This window comes from Jiella flava (assembly GCF_017349315.1).
GTDB lineage: Bacteria > Pseudomonadota > Alphaproteobacteria > Rhizobiales > Rhizobiaceae > Jiella > Jiella flava.
The window spans coordinates 116,173-136,346 of the sequence record NZ_JAFMPP010000011.1 but is presented as its reverse complement, the minus strand read 5'-3'; the positions used below and the strand labels follow the sequence as shown (position 1 = coordinate 136,346).

The window sequence follows — 20,174 nt, the reverse complement described above, 5'->3', positions numbered from 1 at the left end:
AAGGAGCGGATACCATGGCGGTCGGTTTGAAGAAGACGGTTGTGCTCTTCGGCGGATCCGGTTTTCTCGGGCGTTACGTGGCGCGGGCGCTGGCCCACCGTGGCCATCGCATTCGCGTCGCCTGCCGCCGGCCGGATCTCGCCTATCACCTGCAGATCGCCGGGAATATGGGCCAGATCCTGCCGATCCAGGCCAATCTGCGCTATCGCTGGACAATCGACCGGGCGGTGGAAAATGCCGACCATGTGGTGAATCTCGTCGGGATTCTTGCCGAGAACGGCCGCCAGAGCTTCGACGCCGTGCAAAATTTCGGCGCAAGAGCCGTCGCCGAGGCCGCCCGCGGGGTTGGCGCCGATCTCGTCCAGATGTCGGCGATCGGCGCCGATGCCAATGCCAAGTCGGCCTATGCCCGCAGCAAGGCGGCCGGCGAAGCCGCCGTCTTCGAGACGATTCCCGAGGCGAGCGTCTTTCGCCCCTCGATCGTCTTCGGCGCCGAGGACGCGTTCTTCAACCGCTTCGCGAATATGGCGCGCTTCTCGCCGTTCCTGCCGCTGATCGGCGGCGGCACGACGCGCTACCAGCCGATCTTCGTCGGCGATGTCGCCGAGGCGGTGGCCGACGCGGTCGACGGTAAGGTGGCGACGGGCCAAATTTACGAACTCGGCGGACCGGAAGTCCTGACCTTCCGCGAGATGATGGAAGAGATGCTGCGGGTGATCGATCGCAAGCGCCGCTTCGTCACCATCCCCTATGGCACCGCGTCGACGCTGGCGCGGCTATCGCGCTTCCTGCCCGGCGCGCCGCTGACCGAGGATCAGGTCGCGCTTTTGAAGACCGACAACGTCGTCTCCGACGCCGCCAAGGCCGAGGGGCGCACGCTCGAGGCCTTCGGTTGCGCGCCGCGCACCCTCGAGGCGATCCTGCCGAGCTATCTGATCCGCTTCCGCCCCCAGGGCCAGTTCACCAAGCCGCAGCCCCAGGCCGGTGGCCTCGATGCGGAAAATCGGGACGGCGTCGCCTGAGCTTGACGCCGATCGATCCCTCGCGCCGATCGGGCCCCCGATGACGGCCGTTCTCCCGCCGGATCTATCCGGCGGTGCCGTCGCTCTCCTTGTCGCCGTCAGCTTCTTCACCTCGGCGCTGACGGCGGCCTTTGCGCTCGGCGGCGGCATCACGCTGATCGCCGTCCTCAGCCTGGTCCTGCCGGTCGCGGTGCTGGTGCCGGTCCACGCCGTCGTCCAGCTGTGTTCCAATGCCGGCCGGCTGATGGTGCAACGGCGCGCCGTCGCGTGGCGGGTGATGCCGCCGTTTCTTCTCGGCGCCCTCGCCGGGGCATGGATCGGAGCCCATACCGTCGTCGCCCTGCCAGAAGCGACCCTCGATCTCGTCCTCGGCGCATTCATTCTGATCGTCACCTTCGCCAAAATTCCGAAGGTCGCGGGCGTCGGCCGGCTCGGCACCGCCCTTGCCGGCCTTTTCACGACGCTGCTCGCAATGTTCGTCGGCGCCGCCGGCCCGGTCAATGCCGCGCTGTTTGCCAAGGCGTTTCCCGACCGCCAGCGCCTGGTGGCGACGCTTGCCGCCATCAATGCCAGCCAGCACGCCCTGAAGCTCGTCGCCTTCTTCGCGCTGGGCGTCACGTTGTCGGATTATGCCGGCCTGATCGCGCTCATGGCTGCCTCCGGCTTTGCCGGCACGCTGGCCGGCACGGCGCTGCTCAAGCGCCTCGACGAGCGCCTGTTTCGTCTGGCGCTGACGGTGATCCTGGCGCTGCTCGCGATCGATCTCCTTCGCCGCGGCGCCGGGGCGCTCCTTGGCTGACGCTGCACCGCTTGCTCGTGCCGATCACGGGCCCTTTATTGCGCGTTGCTGGGGGCAACCCGCTGGCTCTTGCCCGCCGAGACATGTTCGTTGGCCACCGCCACCTTCGCCGGCCCGCCGATGATGTCCTCGACACTTAGCGACTTATTCGGCTCCGGCTGGCCCTGATCGTCGGCCGGGGCAATGGTCAACAAGAGCACCATGCCGAGCGTGCCGACACCGATCCGCCACCAGGCGAAAGGCGCAAAGCCATGTTGCGAGACGAAGTCGAGCAGCATGCGCACGACGAAGATCGCCGAGATGAAGGCCAGGATGAAGCCGACGGCGATCAGGCCGAAATCGTCCATCGAGAGCTCGTTGCGGGTCTTGTAGAGATCATAGGCAAAGGCGCCCGTCATGGTCGGCATGGCGAGGAAGAAGGAGAACTCGGCCGCCGAACGCTTGTCCGCTCCCATCAGCAGCGCGCCGGCGATGGTCGAGCCGGAGCGCGAGGTGCCGGGAACCATCGCCAGACACTGGAAGAAGCCGATCGCCAGACACAGCGACAGCGGATAGTCCATGACGTTGTCGTAGCGCACCTTGCGCGGCACCTTGTCGATCACCAAGAGCAGGATGCCGCCAACGACGAGGGCGATGCAGATCACCATCGGCGTCTCGAACAGCACCCGCTTGATGAAGTCGTGCGCCATCGCCCCGATCACCGCCGCCGGCAGGAAGGCGACCAGGATGCCGATGACGAAATGCCGGCTGCGGGCGCTGGTCGGCAGGGTGATGAAGAGCTGCCAAAGCCGCGAGAAATAGACCAGGAGGATCGCCAGGATCGCGCCGAGCTGAATCACCACCTCGAAGGTGTGGGCGGTCGAATGGAAACCCAGAAAATGGCCAAGCAGCAGGATGTGGCCGGTGGAAGAGACCGGGATGAACTCGGTCAGCCCCTCGACCACACCGAGGACTGCCGCGTCGATAAAGGCTCCAAGATCCAAGACGTCTCTCCTTGCGCCATCGGCCGTGCCGGCCCGTGTCGTCTCGGCGCGTGGCGCAACGGTCCGAGAGAGGTGCCTCGCGACCTCTGCAAGCCAATTGCGGCGCCTTTGGGCATGGCGCCGCACCATCCCTTCGTCGCACCGGTTCGGCGCAGACACAAGGCACCGATCCTTTCCCCGCTCTTACGCTTTTCTGACTGTCCTGAGGCTGACCGGCAACGCTTGGCGGCCCGATCAGGGCTTTGCAAGCCCCGTTGTGGCCCCAATTAGCGGGTGAATGAGGCGCGCAGCTAGTTGGCAGGGGAGAAACCCGGTCTTTCCAATCCGTTGACGAATCTGTGCAATCCTCACCGTATGGGACCGGCCTCGCTGTTCGAGGCGAGACGGCGACACCGTTTGCGCACCGCAGGGCGGCACCCGTCCTAGCGCCGGCCAGAACCCGACACCAGGCTTCATGTTGAAATTACACCACCATCCGATGTCCACCGCCTCCCGCTTCGCGCGCTTGGTCCTGGCCGAATATGGCGAACGCTGCGAATTGGTGGAGGAGCGGCCCTGGGAACGGCGGCGCGAATTCCTGGTCATCAATCCGGCCGCCACCTTGCCGGTCCTGTTCGAGGACAGCGGCCCGCCGATCGTCGGCGGCATCGTGGTCGGGGAATATCTCGACGAAACCCGCGGCGCCTTCCAGCGCGACAAGCGGCTGATGTCGGAAAAGCCGCTGGAGCGGGCCGAAGCACGCCGGCTGACCGACTGGTTTTTGGACAAGATGGAAAGCGAGGTCACCCGCTATCTGATCCGCGAGCGGGTGTTCAAACTGGAAATGCGCGCCGACAATGGCGGTGGCGCCCCCGACGCCTCGGCGATTCGCGCCGCCCGGGCGAATTTGAAGCACCATCTGCGCTATCTCGGCTGGCTGGTCGAGTCGCGCGACTGGGTCGCCGGCAAACGGCTCTCTTACGCCGACATGGCCGCCGCGGCGGCGCTGTCGACGCTTGATTATATCGGCGAGGTGCCGTGGGAATCCGAGCCTCAGGTCAAGGAGTGGTACATGCGGCTGAAATCCCGCCCCTCCTTCCGCGCGCTGCTTTCGGAGCGGGTGCGCGGCCTGCCGCCGTCTCTAAATTACGCCGAACTCGATTTTTAGGCGATCGCCGCCATGGCGATCTCCGACGGTGTCGCTTGCGCCTGATGATCGAAAGTGGTCGATGAAGGCGCGAAGCGGCGGGCGCATCTGCCGGCGCGAGGGGTAGTAGATCCCGAAGCCTTCGAAGTCCGGCGAATGCTCGGTGAGCAACCGGACCAGCCGCCCCTCGGCAATCCATGGCGCGACCTGCGGAAAAAACGCGATCGTCACACCCAGCCCCTGCAAGGCCGCCATGACGGCCGCCTGGGTGTCGTTGACGATCACCGCCGGTCGCGGCAGCGCGATCTGGGTGCGTCCGCCAACCGCAAACTCCCAGCGATAGATCGGTCCGGTATCGAAGCGACGCACGATTCCGGCGTAAGAATCGAGGTCAGCCGGCCGTTGAGGCCGACCGGCTTTGGCGAGATAGGACGGACTGGCGACGACGGCGAGAGAAAGCGGTGGGCCCGCCGGAACGCAAATCATGTCGCGCTCGATCGATTCTTGCAGCCGAATACCGGCATCAAAGCCCCTGGACGCGACGTCGGCCAGGCCGTCGTCGAGGGTGAGATCCAGCGTCACATGGGGGTGAGCCGCGCAAAAGCTCGCAAGGCGTGGCAGGATGACAATCTCGTAGGCGGCGCGCGAGAGATTGACCTTCAGCGTTCCGGCCGGCTCGCCGGATGCGGCGCCGGCGGCCAGAACGGCTTCGGAAATTTCCGCCAGCGCCGGAGCAAGGCGTTCGAGCAGCGCCTCGCCATCCGGCGTCGGCGAGACCGATCGCGTGGTTCTGTGCAACAAACGAACCCCGAGCGAGGCTTCCAGAGAAGCAACCGCATGGCTGACCGCTGAGGGTGAAAGCCCTGTCTCACGGCTCGCCGCACGGAAAGAGCGCAGTCGGGCGACAGTCGAGAACAGGGAAAGCGAGGGAAGAAGCGCGCGGTCCATTGATGCACTCTATCGAACAGCCCATGAAACGGCCAGCGGCTTACCTTCGGCACCTTTCGGGTCCATCTTCCGCCCATCGGATTTACGATGGAGAATGACGATGCACCAACGGAAACTCGGCTCCGATCTCACGGTCTCCGCCATCGGCCTCGGCTGCATGGGCATGAGCCACGGCTATGGCGGTCAGGACGAGGCCGAATCGCTCAAGACGCTCCACCGCGCCATCGAAATCGGCGTGACCTTCTGGGACACGGCCGAAGTCTACGGGCCTTTCAAGAACGAGGAACTCGTCGGCAAGGCGCTGAAGGGCCGGCGGGACAAGGTGACGGTGGCGACCAAGTTCGGCTTCAGGATCGATCGGCAGGCGGATGGCACCGCCGCGACGAATGGCACCGATTCCCGGCCGGAGCACGTCAGGCAGGTCGCCGAGGAATGCCTGTCACGGCTCGGGATCGAGACGATCGACCTGTTCTATCAGCACCGGGTCGACCCCGACGTGCCGATCGAGGAGACGGTCGGCGCCATGGCCGACCTCGTCAAGGCCGGCAAGGTCCGCGCCCTTGGTCTGTCGGAAGCAGGCCCGGACACCATCCGCCGGGCCCATGCGACCCATCCGATCGCCGCGCTGCAGAACGAATATTCGCTGTTCACCCGCGATCCGGAAGATGAGATCCTGCCGCTTTGCGCCAAACTCGGCATTTCCCTGGTGCCTTATTCGCCGCTCGGGCGCGGCCAGCTCACCGGCAGCCTGACCAGCCCTGATCAGCTCGGCGAAAATGATTTCCGGCGCAATCTGCCGCGGTTCCAAGCCGAAGCGATGGCCGCCAACGCCGCCCTCGTCGAAACGCTGAAGAGCCTGGCCGAAGCGCGCGGCGTGACGGCAGCGCAGCTGGCGCTCGCCTGGCTGTTGTCGCGGCGCGATTTCATCGTGCCGATCCCCGGCGCGCGCAAGATCAAGCATCTGGAGGAAAACGCGGCAGCGGCCGATATCCGCCTCACCGAGGCCGAGCAGGCCGAGATTGGCGAAAAACTCGCCCATGTCGCCGGGGCGCGCTATCGCCCCGATCAGCTCGCCATGACCGGTCGTTGACCGGGCCGTGTCGCCACGCGTCGCGTGTCATGATATCATTTCAGCAACCACATTTCGGATGGGAGCAAGGCTCCCATCCCCTTGAGGCGCCATGGCACGAGACTGGAACCTACCGCGATCTGGAAGCTGCCGCTGTGGCGGGCTCGCTTTTACGATCACGACGCCGCCGGTACTGACCGCCGCCTGCCACTGCCGCGGCTGCCAGAAAATGGCGTCGAGCGCCTACTCGCTGACGATGATGCTGCCTGAACCAGGATTCGCGATCACTCATGGCGCGACCGTTCTTGGCGGACCGAAAGGCCCGCGCGCCGATCATCACTTTTGCCCCGACTGCCTGACATGGGTTTTCTCCCGACCGAAACGCATTGAGGGCTTCGTCAATCTCAGATCGTCGATGCTCGACGACACGTCGGATGTCGCCCCGTTCCTCGACACCTGGACCTCGGAGAAATTGCCCTTCGCCGAAACCGGCGCACCGCATCGCTTTCCACAATTCCCGCCCCCCAGCGACATGGGGCCGCTGGCCAGGGCCTTTGCCGAATGGGATGGTGCCTGACGGCGCCCCGCCTTCGACAAGTTGCGGACGAAGGATTATGCGGAGGCGATGACCCGCGCCGCCCTTGCCTCGCTCAAAACCTTCATCCAAGCCGATGCCCGCCGGCTCGGCTTTGATGCCGTCGGCATCGCCCCGGCCACGGGCAAGCTGCTCGCTGGCGAAAAACTCGCCGAATTCGTCGCCGCCGGCCGGCACGGCACCATGGGCTGGATGCCGGAGACGCTGGAGCGTCGCCGCTCGCCGCAGGATCTGTGGCCGAATGTCCGCTCGATCGTCGTTCTGGCGATGAATTACGGCCCGGATGACGATCCGCTGGCGATCCTTCGGCGGCCGGAATGCGGGGCGATTTCGGTCTATGCCCGGCACCGCGACTATCACGACGTCATCAAGGGCAAGCTCAAGGAACTCGCCGGCCGGATGATCGCCCGCGCCGACAAGGCCGGCCTCGGCGCACATGACGCCAAAGTCTTCGTCGACACCGCACCGGTGATGGAAAAGCCGCTCGGCGAGATCGCCGGCCTCGGCTGGCAGGGCAAGCACACCAATCTGGTCTCCCGCGATTTTGGCTCCTGGCTGTTTCTCGGCTCGATCTTTTCGACCCTCGAGCTTCAGACCGAGACCGCCGGGCGCGACCGCTGCGGCTCTTGCCGGGCCTGCCTCGACAGCTGCCCGACCGCGGCCTTTCCCGCACCCTATCAGCTCGACGCGCGGCGTTGCATCTCCTACCTCACCATCGAGACCAAGGTGCCGATACCCCGCGCCCTGCGCCCGGCGATGGGCAACCGCATCTATGGCTGCGACGATTGCCTGGCAGTCTGTCCCTGGAACAAATTCGCGGAAGTCGCCCGCGAGGCGAAGCTTCAGGCCCGCGACGATCTGAAGGCGCCGCAACTGTCGGCGCTGCTCACCCTCGACGATGCCGGCTTTCGCGCACTGTTTTCCGGCTCACCGATCAAACGGATCGGACGGGAGAAATTCGTCTCCAACTGCCTGATCGCCGCCGGCAACGCGCGAAGCGCCGCACTGTTGCCCCTCATCGAGGCGAGACTGGCGGATGCGCAGCCGCTGGTTCGGGCAATGGCCGTCTGGGCGCTGGGCCGGATCGATCCGCCCAAAGCCTTGCGGCTTCGCGCCGCTGCGCTTGATAGGGAATCTGACGCGATCGTGCGAAGCGAATGGAATGAACTTCAGCCGGTGCCTTGAGCGGTCGGCCCATCCGTCCCACTGCCGTGCCGGCGCGACCATCACGAAAGGAAACGCCCCGTCCATGCATCTCTTCGTCTTTGGCTACGGCTACTCCGCCGCCCATTTCGTCGACAGCCTCGATCGCGATCAGGTGACGGTCGAGGCCGTGACCGTACGCTCGAAGGACAAGGCGCTGTCGGTCGCCGCCCACGGGCTGACGCCGCTGGTCTTTGACGGCGAGCGTCCGGGCGAGGGCATCGCCGGGGCACTCTATCGCGCTACCCACATCCTCGTCTCGGCGCCGCCCGGCCACGCGGCGCCCGCTGGCGCAAATGTCGGCGGCGCCAACGCAAGCGCCGGCGATCCGGTGCTGCGCTGGTATTTCGACGAAATCGCCCATGGCAGCCCCAATCTCGAATGGATCGGCTATCTCTCGACCATCGGCGTCTATGGCGACCACGCCGGCGCCTGGATCGACGAGGAGACGCCCGTCGATCCGAAATCCGAACGTTCGAAAGCCCGTGTCGAGGCCGAAAACGCTTGGATCGCGCTGGGTGAGACGCGCGGCGTGCCGGTGGCGATCTTGCGCCTGTCGGGAATCTACGGACCAGGGCGCAACGGCTTCGTCAACCTGAAAAACGGCACAGCCAAGCGCTTGGTCAAGCCCGGCCAGGTGTTCAACCGCATCCATGTCGCCGATATCGCCGGGGCGACGAAACGGCTCGCCGAACAGCGCCTCGGCGGAATCTACAACGTCACCGACGACGAACCCGCCGCCCCCCAGGATGTGGTGCTCCACGCCGCCCAGCTGGTCGGCGCGGAACCGCCGGGCGAGACCGATTTTGCCACCGCCGATCTCTCCCCCATGGCCCGCAGCTTCTACGGCGAGAACAAGAGGGTGCGGAACGACAAGCTGAAGCAAGCCGGCTACGAATTTCGTTATCCGACTTATAAAGAGGGTTTGGCAGCGTTGATGGGCGAGTATGGAGAGGCGTAGCGGTCGCGACAAAAACAACAGCGTGATCCTGTTCGTTTATCGCTGAACCGGCGGCGCCACGCGGTGATGGGCAGGCCACTCGATCGGGATGCCGAAGCCGTTGATCGCGGCGATCACCACGATCAAGCTGAGAATGGCCGCGAACGCCACTGACGCGGCGAAAGACGGCCAAAACGACCGCATAAAGCTGCCCCGGATCGCTTCGGCCAAGACATTCGGTCGCTCGCTTTCAAGCACAGCCGTCGCGTAGGACGCCACGATCTCGTTGGCCTTGGAGCGATAGCTGTCCAAGACGGTTTGCGTCTGGGCCTGAGCATAGGCGGCGAGATCTTCGCGCGTCGGAGGATGCCCCGACGCTTGGCGGACCGACAAGGCCCATTCCCGCTTGCCGATCTTATAGAGCCCGTAAGCGACAAGCCCGACCAGCGTCGCGGCATCGCCTTCTGCCGCGTCGACGAGCCGCTCGAAGACGCTGTTATAGCCTACCTCGACTGATGCGCCGGACTCAGCCGCCGTGTCTGCTTCCACCCTGCCCGCCCTTCAGCCTTGCGGTTTTCAGAATGTCGTTGAGTTTTTTGTCGGCGGCCTCGAGCCCTTTTCGATGGGCTGTGGCATCGACGACCAGCGCCGATGTGCCATCCGGCATCCTCAGTCCCCCAACACCCGATGTGCCATGTTTGGGAAGGATCACAATCGGCTTCGCAGGCATCGCTTCTCTTTTCCGGTTTCGCATTGCAGTGTCTGCATGCAAATCAAAATGAACGACCATCGCAAACCATCATCCCAAAAACTCTGAAACGCTTAGTTGCGATCGTCAATGCGGAGATCGTGTTGCCCACGTCAAAACAGTCCTGGCGCGGACCGCAAAGTGGAAGCACGGTCCGCGTTGGTCGGGACAAAACGCGCGCGCCTCACCGCCCGCCGAGCGCCCGGGCGTCTTCGAACCTATAGGGTCGGGTGCCGATGCCGTCGAAATAAACGAAGACCAGACGGTCGCGCCTGGAGACCATTTGCGCCGGCAGGGGATCGTAGCGAAACGAGTGGCCACCGAGATGGGGCGAAAGTGAGCCGATATCGATCCGCCGCTCCTGGGCAACGCGCAGGAGCTTCAGCTCGGTGCCGTCGGCAAGCCGCGCCTCGAAGGGAATTCCTGCCAGACGCAGGAAGCTGGTCGGATCAGGGGCCGTCTGAAAACCGTCGACGAACGCCGTCTCGACGAGGTCGAGATCGGGCTCGTGATGATGATCCGGATCGCCCGCCGCGTCGCCATGGTCGCTTTTGTGCGGCACCTGCCACTGCGCGGTGCCCTGGTGATTGTGGCCCGGCGCATGGCCATAGCCATGGCCCGCCGAGACGTCATAGGGATGGAAGTGGTCGCTGTCGCCGCGATGCATGGCGCCCTCCTGGCTCTGGTGGCTGATGGATCGGCCGATCGCCGCGCTCAGAAGCTGACCGGCTTGTCGATGATCGCCTTATGCTTGCCCATCGTGCCGTGGGCGCACATCGAGCCGAGTGCCTCGACGCAGACCCTGACGCCCATCAGCGCGGTGATGTCGGAGGTATCGTAGGGCGGCGAGACTTCCACCACTTCCAGGCCGCAAATGCCCGGCGCGCAGACGAGGCCGAGGATTTTCAGCGCCTCGCGCGGCAGAAAACCGCCGGGCTCGGGCCAGCCGGTGCCCGGCACGAAACCACAATCCAGACTGTCGACATCGAAGGAGATATAGACCGCATCGGCATCCTTCCAGGCGAGTTCCAGGGCGATTTCAGCGGTCTTTTCGAGGCCGTAATCCTCGATGTCCTCAATCGTCAGAACATTGGTCTGGCGGCGGAACGCCTCCTTCGCGCCGGGGCGCGGCACCTGCCAGCCGCCGATGCCGAGTTGCACCAGATTGACCGCCGGCACGTTCGGCAGATTGGTCGCCCAGAACCAGGGCGTCGTGTGCATGCGCTCGTCGAGATCCTTCTCCTGGATGTCGATATGCCGGTCGAAATGGATAATGCCGATGCGCTTCGAGGTGCATTCGGCAATGCCGCGCACACAAGGAAAGCCGATCGAGTGATCGCCGCCGAGCATGATCGGCAGGGCGCCGGAGGAAAAGACGTGCGAGACGCCCCGCGAGATCTGATCGAAACTCTTTTCCAGATTGCCGGGAATGGTGAAGACGTCGCCGGCGTCGCACAGCGTCATCTGCTCCCTGAGATCGACGCCGAGCTCGTAATTATAGGTGGTATAGAGCGCCGAGATGCGGCGGATCCCTTGCGGGCCAAATCGGGTGCCGGGCCGATAGGTGGTGCCGGAATCGAAGGGAATGCCGAGGACCGCGGCGTCATATCGGCCGACATCGCGTACATTTTCGACATAGGGCGCCTTGAGGAAGGTGTTGATGCCGGCAAAATGCGGCAGCTCGCCCCGGGCAAAGGTCGGGATCGACTTGTCGGTGATCGAGTCGGCGCCCGGAAGGCCCATATCGAGGGCCCATTTCACCTCGCGCTTCCAGCCGTCCCCGGAGAGCTTGTCCTCGGCCTCCAGCGCTTTCCAGCCGCGGGTTTCCTTGGCATCGAAATTCGGGTGATGGGCGTTTTGGCGCCCCCCTCTGGTGAAATGGCCGGCCTTGCGGCTGGCACGGGCCGGGCGCTCGAAGCGGATATCGGTGCTCATGGTTGGGTCTCCTCGCTCGTTGCTCTCGAAAGAAAAGGATTGCCGGCATTGGTCACGGCGGGCTCGGCATCGAGGCGAAAGGCGCCTGCGTCCGGCGACATGTGTTGGCCGCGCAGCGGGATGTCGTAGGTGATGGTAGCGCCGTAGGCGGCCGGAAATTGCGGATCATGGCGGATCTTGTCGAAGACCAGCAGCCGGGTGCCGAGATGAAAGGCTTCCTGGATGTCATGGGTGACCATGAAAACGGTCATCCCGGTTTCGCGCCACAGATCGATCAGCATCGCCTGCATATCGCGCCGGGTGCCCGGATCGAGGGCGCCGAAGGGCTCGTCGAGCAACAGGACCCGCGGCCGCTTGAGCAGCGCCTGGCCGATGGCGAGACGCTGCTGCATGCCGCCGGAGAGCTGCGCGGGATAGCGGTCGCGGGCATGGTCCAAGCCGATCTTGTCCATCATCGCTTCGGCCGCCTCACGGGCCGCCCGGCGGCGCCTGCCGAACAGCCGGCCAAGAACGCGCGAGCCTTCGAATTCCGCCGGCAGCATCAGATTGCCGAGCACCGTCAGATGCGGAAACACCGAATATCTTTGAAACACGATCCCGCGGCCGGCGTCGGGCTCGGCGGCGATCGGGACGCCGTTGATCGCGATTGTTCCGCTTGTCGCCCGCTCCTGGCCGAGCAGAATGCGCAGGAAGGTCGACTTGCCGCAGCCTGACGCCCCGACGATCGTCACCAGCGCGCCCTCCTCGACGCGAAGGTCGACCCGCTCGAGGATCGGCACATCGCCGTAGCTGACGCCGATCCGTTGTGCGGTGAGGAAGGTCATAGCGCCTCTCCCGACAGATGCGCCCAGGCGAACAGCCGGCGCGACATGCCGGCGAGCAGCCGGTCGATCAGATAGGCGAGCAGGGTGATCCAGACGACATAGGGCAGGATCACATCCATCGCGAGATAGCGGCGCACCAGGAAGATGCGATAGCCAAGGCCCTCCGTCGCCGCGATCGCCTCAGCGGAGATGAGAAAGATCCAGGCCGGCACGAGACCGAGGCGGATGGCGGTGATCAGCTTCGGCCAGAGTTGCGGAAAGACGACGCGCGTCGCGATCTGCCAGGTGGACGCGCCGAGCGTCTCGGCCTTGACGATTTCCTCGCGCGGAATGTCGAGCACGCCTTGCGCGAGGCTGCGGATCATCAACGGCGCCGTGCCGATCGCGACAAGCCCGATCTTCGCCGCCTCGCCGAGCCCCAGAACGATGAACAGGATCGGCAGGATGGTGATCGGTGGGATCAGCGAAAAGGCTGCGACGAAGGGCGAGAACAGCGCCCGGCCGATCGGCAGGATGCCGATGATCGCGCCGAACACGATGGCAAGGCTGGCTGCGATCGCGATGCCGATCGCCAGCCGCTCCAGGCTGGCAAAGGTATCGGACCAGAGCAAGAGATCGCCGGTGCGCCGGTCGGGCACGAAGCCCATCTGATACATCGCTTGGCCCATCGCCGACAGCGATGGCAGCAGCTTGTCGCGCGGGTTTTCGGCGAGGCGAATGGCGCTGGCCACCGCATAGGCGCCGAGAAGCCCGGCGAAGGGCAGCGCACCGAGCGCTGCCCGCATCGCCCGCGAGGGATATCGATTGATCAGCCGCATGACGAACCGCCCCGGCTCACAGCTGCTTCTCGGCCGCCATCTCCATGTAGGTCGGGTCGTAGCGCAGCTTGAGATTGCCGGTATCGCCGGTGGTTTTGCCGCCGGGATAGGCGATGCCGACGAAATCGGCGCTCGGCGCGCCCTGGCCGAGAATGCCGTGGTCGAACAGGAAGTTGGCAACGAAGGTCATGGTCTTCGACAGCGTGTCGCCCTTGGTGAAAGCGACCGCCTTCTTCGGATCGTAGAACATCGCCGTCGTCGAGAGCTGCGCCTCGTAGCCCTTCAGATCGGTGCCCGACGCCTTGGCCATGGCCTCGAGCGCCGCCTTGCCTTCGGGCGTCTTGGACTGCATCAGCCGCATCATCTCGTACCAGGCCCCGGTCAGCGCCTTGCCGAAATCGGGATTGTCCTTCAGGGTCTGGGTATTGACCACCATCAGATCGAGGATCTCGCCGGGAACCTCCGACGAATTGAACACCTCGTTGGCGTTGGGCGTCGCCGCAATCGTCGACAGCAGCGGGTTCCAGGTGACGACCGAGGTCACGTCCGGGGTCTGATAGGCAGCGACCATGTCGGCGTCGGAGGTGTTGACGACGGTCACATCCCGCTCGCTCTTGCCGATCGACTGCAGCGCCCGAGCGAGCAGGTAATGGGAGACCGAGAACTCGACGAGATTGACCTTCTGGCCGACGATGTCCTTCAGCGCGCTCTTGCCTTGACCCTTCAGGATGACGCCGTCATTGCCGTTGGAATAGTCGCCGACGATCAGAGCGGTGGAATCGACGCCGCCACCGGCCGGAATCGACAGCGCATCCATATTGGTCATGGCGCAGCCGTCATACTGACCGGCGGTGTATTGGTTGATCGATTCCACGTAATCGTTGATCTGTACCGCCTTGATCGAAAGGCCGTATTTGTCCGCCCACTTCTTCAAGATGCCGGAATCCTGCATGTAACCCCAGGGCATCCAGCCCGCATAGATCGACCAGCAGACGGAAAAATCCTTCTTCGGCGCGGCCTGGGCGCCAGGAACCGCGCCGGGCACCCCCAGCAGACAGGTGGCGATGATGGCGAGGGCGGCGGTGAGCATTCGCATGGGCATCGTCCTTTTCGTCGCGACGGCCGGGATCGGCCTTGGATCAGGTGTCATCGCGCGAAGAGGACCGGGAGACGGCCCGCTTTCACGCGGGGCCGTGCGGCGTTCTCCCGGGATTTTGGCCCGCCGTGTCTCCCCGCAACTCACGGGGAGTGCGTCTCTCGGACCAGTCACATCCCTTAAAAGGACGCCGGAACCCTAGACGCACCGCACGCCACACTCCGAATCAAGAAGCGTGCCAGGCCCGCACTGCCGGCGGAAACGCCGACGCCGCAGTTCACAGCGCCCCGGCTGGAGCGACGGGGTCGCCGCCGCGCCGCGAGGCTTGCCCAGACCTTACGCAAGGACGATTGATTTTTAGGCAGCCACGCAAGATCGGATGGCGGCCACTCGTGCGCCGAAACCGGGCAAAATCCATCTAAATCCCCTCGAATCCAGCCGTTTTGCCGCCATTTGAAGCGACGCGCCCTATGGCTTTGCGGCAACAGTTTCCAGCCGATCTGAAAAAATGGCCCCAAGCGGTCGACTTGCTGCCCGAATCTGTCATCACGGGTTTGTCATGATGATGAAACACGCCGTTACATATCGCCAGCTCGGCCTGCTCACCGTCCTCGTCCTGCCGCTTGCCGGCTGCGTCGGGGCGCCCGGAGCCGACGAAGCCTTCAAGGCCGTCGACGTCGCCGCCGCGGAGAATCTCGGCCCGGCCCAGGAGTGCCTGGCGCGAGCGATGTATTTCGAATCCAATCGGACCAGCGAAGACGGCATGCTGGCGGTCGGCACCGTGGTGATGAACCGGGTGGCTTCGCCGAACTATCCCAATGACGTGTGTTCCGTAGTCGGCCAGCCCAGCCAGTTCGCGCCGGGGGTGATGACCCGGCAGATGGAGGCGGGCAAAGATCTCGCCATGCAGACCGCCTACAAGGTGCTGAAAGGCGCCCGGCACAAAGGCGTCGCCGACGCAAAATACTTCCACACCGCCGGCATGAATTTCGCCTATCGCAACATGAACTACATGGCGATCGCCGGCGGCAACGCCTTCTATGAAAAAGTCTCACGTCGTCTCAATCCGGGCTTGCGGATGACCACTCAGGCCGAAGTGCGCGCGGCCGACGACGCACCCGACGCAATCAGCGCCATGCGCATGGCCGAGACCCATCCGACCGCGGCGCGCCCAGCGACGACCACGGCGATGGCTTATGGCGAGGCTCAAACGGAGATCGCCGCCGCCACGCCGGTGCCGAGCGACCGCCCGAGCGAGACCGCCGCGCCCCGCATTCCGGCGAAAAGCCCGTTCCTCGGCATGTTCCGCTCGCGCCAGACGGCGACCGCAGCCGTAGACGGTGGCCGCAGCGGCCGCGTTCTCGTCAGCGACGAATCCGCCGACCGGGCATCGGGCAGCGCCAGCCTCGCTTCAACCTCCCTTCCCGATGTCTCCGCCAGCGCCGGTCTTGCGGCCACCAGCGCGGAAAAAATCCCCACCGACGAAGACTGGCTGAAGCGCTGGTAGGCCGCGCCTGACGCGTCCTCGTCGCTTCGCCCCCTGCCAAGACGGACTGCGGGCCTATATCTGAGGCCCGATGCTCTCAGCCTGCCCATGCGGCAGGCATAGGCGGGTGGGACGAAGGCGTATCAATGGCAACATCCCGAGGTGAAGCAGCCGGAGCGCCGCAGACCCTGTCGCCGGCCGGCACAGGCCCGATTCTGTTCGCCTTGGGCGGCGACGGTCAGGATGATCGCCTGCGCGCCCTCGTCGTATGCCCCGACGATGCGCCGCCGCCAGCGCTCGCCGCCGAAAACCGTCCGGTCGAGGCTGTTTCGCTGCTCACCGCCTTCGGCCGCACCGTCCACGCCTACAACTTCACCCTGCCGAGCGGCACGGTCGGCACCTACACGGTCGATGGCGACACCTTCCGCGTCACCTCGCCGGCGACGGCGCCCATGCGGATCGCCTATGTCTCCTGCAACGGCCAGGAAGCGCACGATCTTGACCGCCCGCTGACGGAGCGCGACGCCGTCTGGCAGCTTCTGGCCGACGAGCAGCATCGCGATCCCTTCACCCTATTGCTGCAGGGCGGCGACCAGCTTTATGCCGACGACGTGCTGCATTGCCATCCCGAGGTCGAGCGCTGGGCTGCGCTTGCCAAGACCGAGCGAGGCATCGTGCCGCTGACGGAGGAGATCGGCGAGGCGCTTCGCCGCTTCTATTTCGAGCGCTATCTGATCACCTATTCCCGGCCGGCTTTCGCCAGCCTCGCCGCGCATGTCCCCTCGATCATGATGTGGGACGACCACGACATCATCGACGGCTGGGGCAGCCATCCGCCGGAAATGCTGGACAGCCCCATCGGCCGGGCAATCTTCGCGGCGGCGCGTGAGATGTTCCTGGTCTTTCAGCTGGCGACCCGTCCCGACACCATGCCCGCCATCGTTTCGGACAAGACCGGCAGCAATCTCGGCATCGTCGTCCGCTATCCCGGCCTGTCGATCATCGCGCCGGATCTGCGCAGCGAGCGGCGGCTGGAGCGGGTGATGGGCGAGAACGGCTGGGCGATGCTCGATGCCGCCTTCGACGCGACGCCGCACGGCGACCGCATTTTCGTCATGTCGAGCGTTCCCGCTCTCGGGCCTCGGCTCAGCTGGGCGGAATTTATCGCCGACGCCCTGCCGCGCACCAACGAGTATGAGGACGATCTGCGCGACCAGTGGCAAAGCCGCACCCACCGCGTCGAATGGCGGCGCTTTCTGGCAAAGCTCGCGAGCTGGCCAGAGAGCGGCCACGGCGCGCTGACCGTGCTGTCCGGTGAGATCCATCTGGCGACACGCGGCGAGATGCGCCTCAAGGCCGGCGGCATCCTGCATCAGCTGGTCGCCTCCGGCATCGCCCATCCGGCGCCAAACAAGGCCTATCCGGTCGTCCTCGGTCTGCTCGCCCGCTTCGGCGAAAGCCCGCTGAAAGGCCGCAAGATCCGCATCCGCGCATTGCCGGACTATCCAACCACCTATGCCAGCGAGCGCAACTATCTCGTCGTTGCTCGCAACGATCGGGGCTGGACGGCGGAATGGGAGCTGGAAATGCGCGGCCGCACGCCGCCGCTGGCGATCTGACCCCCGCTCGCACCGTTCGCCTTTTTGATCGTCTGCGCTTAAGACGGATCGGCATCCTGCGCGCGGATCCACGTGAAGGCGCCGACATCCTATAATTGAAGGAGACCGCGATGCAGAGCTATGAGGCGCTCTATGCCGGTTTCGCCTGGAATCTGCCGGCTCGTTTCAACATTGCCGAAGCCGTCGCCGACGCTTGGGCGCGCCAGGAACCGGACCGGATCTGCCTGATTGAGGATCGCGGCGAACAGCCGGCCCGCACCATGACCTACGGCGCACTGGCTGACATTTCGCGGCGGCTTGCCGCGGCGATCGCCGCCCGCGGCGTTGTCGCCGGCGACCGGGTGGCGATCGTCCTGCCCCAGAGTTTTGCGACCGTCATCGCCCATCTCGCCGTCTATCGGCTCGGGGCCATCGCCGTGCCGCTGGCGATGCGCTTCGGCCCGGAGGCGCTGCATTTCCGCCTGGTGGCATCGGGCGCCAAGCTCGCGGTGCTGCATCGCGAGGGGCTGGAGACCTTCAGCGGCATCCGTCATGCCTTACCAACGCTTGAAAGCGTCATTGTCGTCGGCGCCGAGCAGCATCAAAACGGCGGGCCGATCGATTTCGACCGCCTGATCCGCGAGACGCCGCCTCGCCTGGAAATGGCGGCGACCGGCCCCGACGACCCGGCGCTGATCATCTTTACCTCCGGGACCACCGGGCCGCCGAAGGGCGCGCTGCACGGCCACCGGGTGCTGCTCGGCCACCTGCCGGGCATCCGCTTTCACCACGACGATTACCCGCGGGCCGGCGACCGGATCTACACGCCATCCGACTGGGCCTGGGCCGGCGGGTTGCTGAACGTCTTGCTGCCGTCCTTGCAGCTCGGCGTCCAGGTGGTGTTTTCCGCCGAGCGGTTTCGGGCCGAGGAGGCCTATCGGCTGATGGCCCGGCAGAAGGTGCGCAATGCCTTTCTGCCGGCGACGGCGCTGCGGATGCTGGCCGCCGCAACAGACGAGGACGCCGCGCGCGATCTTGCTCTGCGGACCATCGCTTCGGCCGGCGAGAGTCTGCCGGCCGCGACCTTCGCCTGGGCCCGCGAGACGCTCAGCCTGACGGTCAACGAATTTTACGGCCAGACCGAATGCAACATGGTGCTCGGCTCGTCCGTCGCCGCCGGCGTCTCGCGCGCCGGCGCGATCGGCAAAGCGGTCCCCGGCCACCAGGTGGCGCTGCTCGACGCCGACGGCGCAAAGGTTCCGGCGGGCACGCCCGGAACCATCGCCGTCAAGGCGCCCGATCCGGTGATGTTCCTCAACTATTGGCAGGATCCGAAAGCGACGAAGGCAAAATTTTCCGGCGATTGGCTGCTGACCGGCGATCAGGCGGTGATGGATGGCGAGGGCTATGTCGCCTTTCTCGGCCGCGACGACGACATCATCACCTCGGCCGGCTATCGCATCGGGCCGGGTGAAGTCGAAAGCTGCCTCGTTGCCCATCCGGCGGTCAAGCTCGCCGCGGTCGTTGGCAAGCCCGATCCGCTGCGCACCGAAATCGTCAAGGCCTATGTGTGCCTCAACAATCCGGCGCTTGCCAGCGTCGCGATCGCCGCCGAGATCCAGGCCTTCGTACGGGCGCGTTTGTCGGCCCACGAATATCCTCGCGAAATCGCCTTCGTCGCGGAGATGCCGCTCACCACCAGCGGCAAGATCATGCGCCGCGTCTTTCGCGAACAGGCAACGGCAGAAGCGGAAGCCGCCGCCGCACGCTGAGCGGTCGGGGCCGCCAATTGGTTAAGAGACAGGGTTAATGGAGCATTAACCCTTCCCTGCGACAGTTCCGGTCAAGCTGGCGACGGCAATGTGCGTCGCATGTCGCATCGCAATCGTTGCAACGGCGAGACGCCATTCGCCAGCCGAGCCGACGATGCGCTGACAAATTTGAGATCAGGCCGGACGGCAGGGGAACAAAACCGATGAAGATGGTCCATTGGATCGGGGCGATCGCCGCCGCGACCCTCGTTTCACAGAGCAATGCGGCGATGGCGGCGGATCTTCCGCCGCTTTACGACACGCCGGTCTACCAGGATGTTCCAGAGCTGCAGCCGGTCGAGATCGGCACGGGGTGGTACCTGCGTGGCGATGTCGGCTACCAGTTCAAAAGCCATCTGCCGACGAGCTATGACCTCTACCAAGTCACGGTCAATGGCACGACCACCACGCGGAACGACTTTTCCGGCACCTCCGATGACGTGTCGCTCGCCAACAGCGCGATCTTCAGCGGCGGCATCGGCTACCAGTTCACCGATTATCTCCGCGCCGACGTGACCGGCGGATACTGGAAGGATCACCTCGACGCCGCGAATTTTCCGCAGGTCAATTCCGTGGTCGGCACCGATGTGACGGCGTGGCAGGTGATGGCCAACGCCTATGTCGATCTCGGCACCTATGCCGGCTTCACGCCTTATGTCGGCGCCGGCGCGGGCGCCGTTCACCTCGCCTATGAAGCGAGCTGCGTCTACGGCGGCAGCTCCTGCGGATCGACCTACACGGTCAACACGGAAAACAGCGCGGACTGGCGGTTTGCCTATTCGCTGATGGCCGGCGTGTCCTACGATATCTCGCCGAATCTCAAATTCGATCTCGGCTATCGCTTCACCGACGTTCGCGGCGCCGGCGTGACCAAAATCACCGGCACCACCGCCAATGGCGACGCACTCGGCATCGCGATCGACGACAACGGCTTCAAGCGCCACATCATCCAGGCTGGTCTTCGCTACTCGTTGTGGTAGTTTTCTCCACCGCATTGTCCGACGGGGCAGCGGGCACAATATCCACTGATTTGTGATTCGGGCGCCGGCCGGCAGGCTGGCGCCCGAATCATTTCAGCGCATAACAGGCATCCGAAAATTTTGATCGAATCGCCAAAACCCGCGTTAATTCAGCAGATTCCATGATCGCTTCTGAGAAAAGGCACGAGCGCCG

At 65.0% G+C, this 20,174-nt stretch carries 20 protein-coding genes and 1 riboswitch; of the genes, 11 read left to right on the top strand and 9 right to left on the bottom strand.

From position 1 onward, the window contains the following. The first annotated feature begins 14 nt into the window (after nt 1–14). Together J1C48_RS13460 and J1C48_RS13455 are read left to right on the top strand one after the other, a co-directional pair. The gene (locus tag J1C48_RS13460; protein ID WP_207258411.1) at nt 15–1,022 is read left to right on the top strand and encodes a complex I NDUFA9 subunit family protein; all 1,008 of its coding nucleotides are present in this window, start codon (nt 15–17) and stop codon (nt 1,020–1,022) included. 40 nt (nt 1,023–1,062) lie between these two features. Next, nucleotides 1,063–1,821: a sulfite exporter TauE/SafE family protein gene (locus tag J1C48_RS13455; protein WP_207258410.1), complete on the top strand. Its 759-nt coding sequence runs from the start codon at nt 1,063–1,065 to the stop codon at nt 1,819–1,821. 35 nt (nt 1,822–1,856) lie between these two features. Here the strand turns inward: J1C48_RS13455 and J1C48_RS13450 are convergent, their stop codons facing one another. Continuing rightward, nucleotides 1,857–2,804 (bottom strand): undecaprenyl-diphosphate phosphatase, encoded by a 948-nt coding sequence (locus J1C48_RS13450; RefSeq protein ID WP_231081788.1) that lies wholly within the window; start codon nt 2,802–2,804, stop codon nt 1,857–1,859. Between the two features lie 454 nt (nt 2,805–3,258). Here J1C48_RS13450 and J1C48_RS13445 point away from each other — a divergent pair, with 454 nt between their 5' ends. Beyond that, nucleotides 3,259–3,951 (top strand): glutathione S-transferase family protein, encoded by a 693-nt coding sequence (locus tag J1C48_RS13445; protein ID WP_207258409.1) that lies wholly within the window; start codon nt 3,259–3,261, stop codon nt 3,949–3,951. Here the strand turns inward: J1C48_RS13445 and J1C48_RS13440 are convergent. Then, nucleotides 3,925–4,878, bottom strand: coding sequence for a LysR family transcriptional regulator (locus J1C48_RS13440; RefSeq protein WP_207258408.1), 954 nt, complete (start codon nt 4,876–4,878; stop codon nt 3,925–3,927). The genes J1C48_RS13445 and J1C48_RS13440 overlap by 27 nt on opposite strands. A gap of 100 nt (nt 4,879–4,978) precedes the next feature. Here J1C48_RS13440 and J1C48_RS13435 point away from each other — a divergent pair, with 100 nt between their 5' ends. The 4 genes from J1C48_RS13435 (at nt 4,979) to J1C48_RS13420 (ending at nt 8,706) form a co-directional block, all read left to right on the top strand. Next, nucleotides 4,979–5,968 carry an aldo/keto reductase gene (locus J1C48_RS13435; RefSeq protein ID WP_207258406.1) on the top strand — a complete coding sequence of 330 codons (990 nt, stop codon included), beginning with the start codon at nt 4,979–4,981 and terminating at the stop codon, nt 5,966–5,968. A gap of 91 nt (nt 5,969–6,059) precedes the next feature. After that, a complete protein-coding gene (locus J1C48_RS13430; RefSeq protein WP_207258405.1) occupies nt 6,060–6,524 on the top strand; it encodes a GFA family protein in 465 nt (154 codons plus the stop codon). A 48-nt stretch (nt 6,525–6,572) separates the two neighbouring features. Next, on the top strand, nt 6,573–7,727 hold the full coding sequence (queG, locus tag J1C48_RS13425) for a tRNA epoxyqueuosine(34) reductase QueG (protein WP_207258403.1): 1,155 nt from the start codon (nt 6,573–6,575) through the stop codon (nt 7,725–7,727). A 64-nt stretch (nt 7,728–7,791) separates the two neighbouring features. Next, nucleotides 7,792–8,706: an SDR family oxidoreductase gene (locus J1C48_RS13420; protein WP_207258401.1), complete on the top strand. Its 915-nt coding sequence runs from the start codon at nt 7,792–7,794 to the stop codon at nt 8,704–8,706. A 36-nt stretch (nt 8,707–8,742) separates the two neighbouring features. On the opposite strand, the gene J1C48_RS13415 is transcribed toward J1C48_RS13420, so the two are convergent. The 7 genes from J1C48_RS13415 to J1C48_RS13385 form a co-directional block, all read right to left on the bottom strand. Continuing rightward, nucleotides 8,743–9,234 (bottom strand): hypothetical protein, encoded by a 492-nt coding sequence (locus tag J1C48_RS13415; protein ID WP_207258400.1) that lies wholly within the window; start codon nt 9,232–9,234, stop codon nt 8,743–8,745. After that, nucleotides 9,212–9,475: a hypothetical protein gene (locus J1C48_RS13410; protein ID WP_207258398.1), complete on the bottom strand. Its 264-nt coding sequence runs from the start codon at nt 9,473–9,475 to the stop codon at nt 9,212–9,214. Before J1C48_RS13410 ends, J1C48_RS13415 begins: the two co-directional genes overlap by 23 nt. A gap of 142 nt (nt 9,476–9,617) precedes the next feature. Next, the gene (locus J1C48_RS13405) at nt 9,618–10,100 is read right to left on the bottom strand and encodes a hypothetical protein (protein ID WP_231081786.1); all 483 of its coding nucleotides are present in this window, start codon (nt 10,098–10,100) and stop codon (nt 9,618–9,620) included. Nucleotides 10,101–10,147: 47 nt separating this feature from the next. Next, nucleotides 10,148–11,368 carry an agmatinase family protein gene (locus J1C48_RS13400; RefSeq protein ID WP_207258396.1) on the bottom strand — a complete coding sequence of 407 codons (1,221 nt, stop codon included), beginning with the start codon at nt 11,366–11,368 and terminating at the stop codon, nt 10,148–10,150. Continuing rightward, on the bottom strand, nt 11,365–12,192 hold the full coding sequence (locus J1C48_RS13395; protein ID WP_207258395.1) for an ATP-binding cassette domain-containing protein: 828 nt from the start codon (nt 12,190–12,192) through the stop codon (nt 11,365–11,367). The genes J1C48_RS13400 and J1C48_RS13395 overlap by 4 nt, the downstream gene beginning before the upstream one ends. Then, nucleotides 12,189–13,010: an ABC transporter permease gene (locus tag J1C48_RS13390; protein ID WP_207258393.1), complete on the bottom strand. Its 822-nt coding sequence runs from the start codon at nt 13,008–13,010 to the stop codon at nt 12,189–12,191. Before J1C48_RS13390 ends, J1C48_RS13395 begins: the two co-directional genes overlap by 4 nt. 16 nt (nt 13,011–13,026) lie before the next feature. Continuing rightward, nucleotides 13,027–14,106, bottom strand: a complete 1,080-nt coding sequence (locus tag J1C48_RS13385; protein ID WP_207258391.1) for a putative urea ABC transporter substrate-binding protein — start codon at nt 14,104–14,106, stop codon at nt 13,027–13,029. Nucleotides 14,107–14,211: 105 nt separating this feature from the next. After that, nucleotides 14,212–14,319, bottom strand: a riboswitch (guanidine-I (ykkC/yxkD leader). A 346-nt stretch (nt 14,320–14,665) separates the two neighbouring features. Between J1C48_RS13385 and J1C48_RS13380 the strand changes: the two genes are divergently transcribed. The 4 genes from J1C48_RS13380 to J1C48_RS13365 all read left to right on the top strand — a co-directional run bounded on the left by J1C48_RS13380 (nt 14,666) and on the right by J1C48_RS13365 (nt 19,981). Beyond that, nucleotides 14,666–15,613, top strand: coding sequence for a cell wall hydrolase (locus J1C48_RS13380; protein ID WP_231081785.1), 948 nt, complete (start codon nt 14,666–14,668; stop codon nt 15,611–15,613). Between the two features lie 125 nt (nt 15,614–15,738). After that, nucleotides 15,739–17,211, top strand: a complete 1,473-nt coding sequence (locus J1C48_RS13375; protein ID WP_207258390.1) for an alkaline phosphatase D family protein — start codon at nt 15,739–15,741, stop codon at nt 17,209–17,211. Nucleotides 17,212–17,321: 110 nt separating this feature from the next. Then, nucleotides 17,322–18,962 carry an AMP-binding protein gene (locus J1C48_RS13370; protein WP_207258389.1) on the top strand — a complete coding sequence of 547 codons (1,641 nt, stop codon included), beginning with the start codon at nt 17,322–17,324 and terminating at the stop codon, nt 18,960–18,962. 203 nt (nt 18,963–19,165) lie between these two features. Then, nucleotides 19,166–19,981: an outer membrane protein gene (locus J1C48_RS13365; RefSeq protein ID WP_231081784.1), complete on the top strand. Its 816-nt coding sequence runs from the start codon at nt 19,166–19,168 to the stop codon at nt 19,979–19,981. The last annotated feature ends 193 nt before the right edge of the window (nt 19,982–20,174 follow it).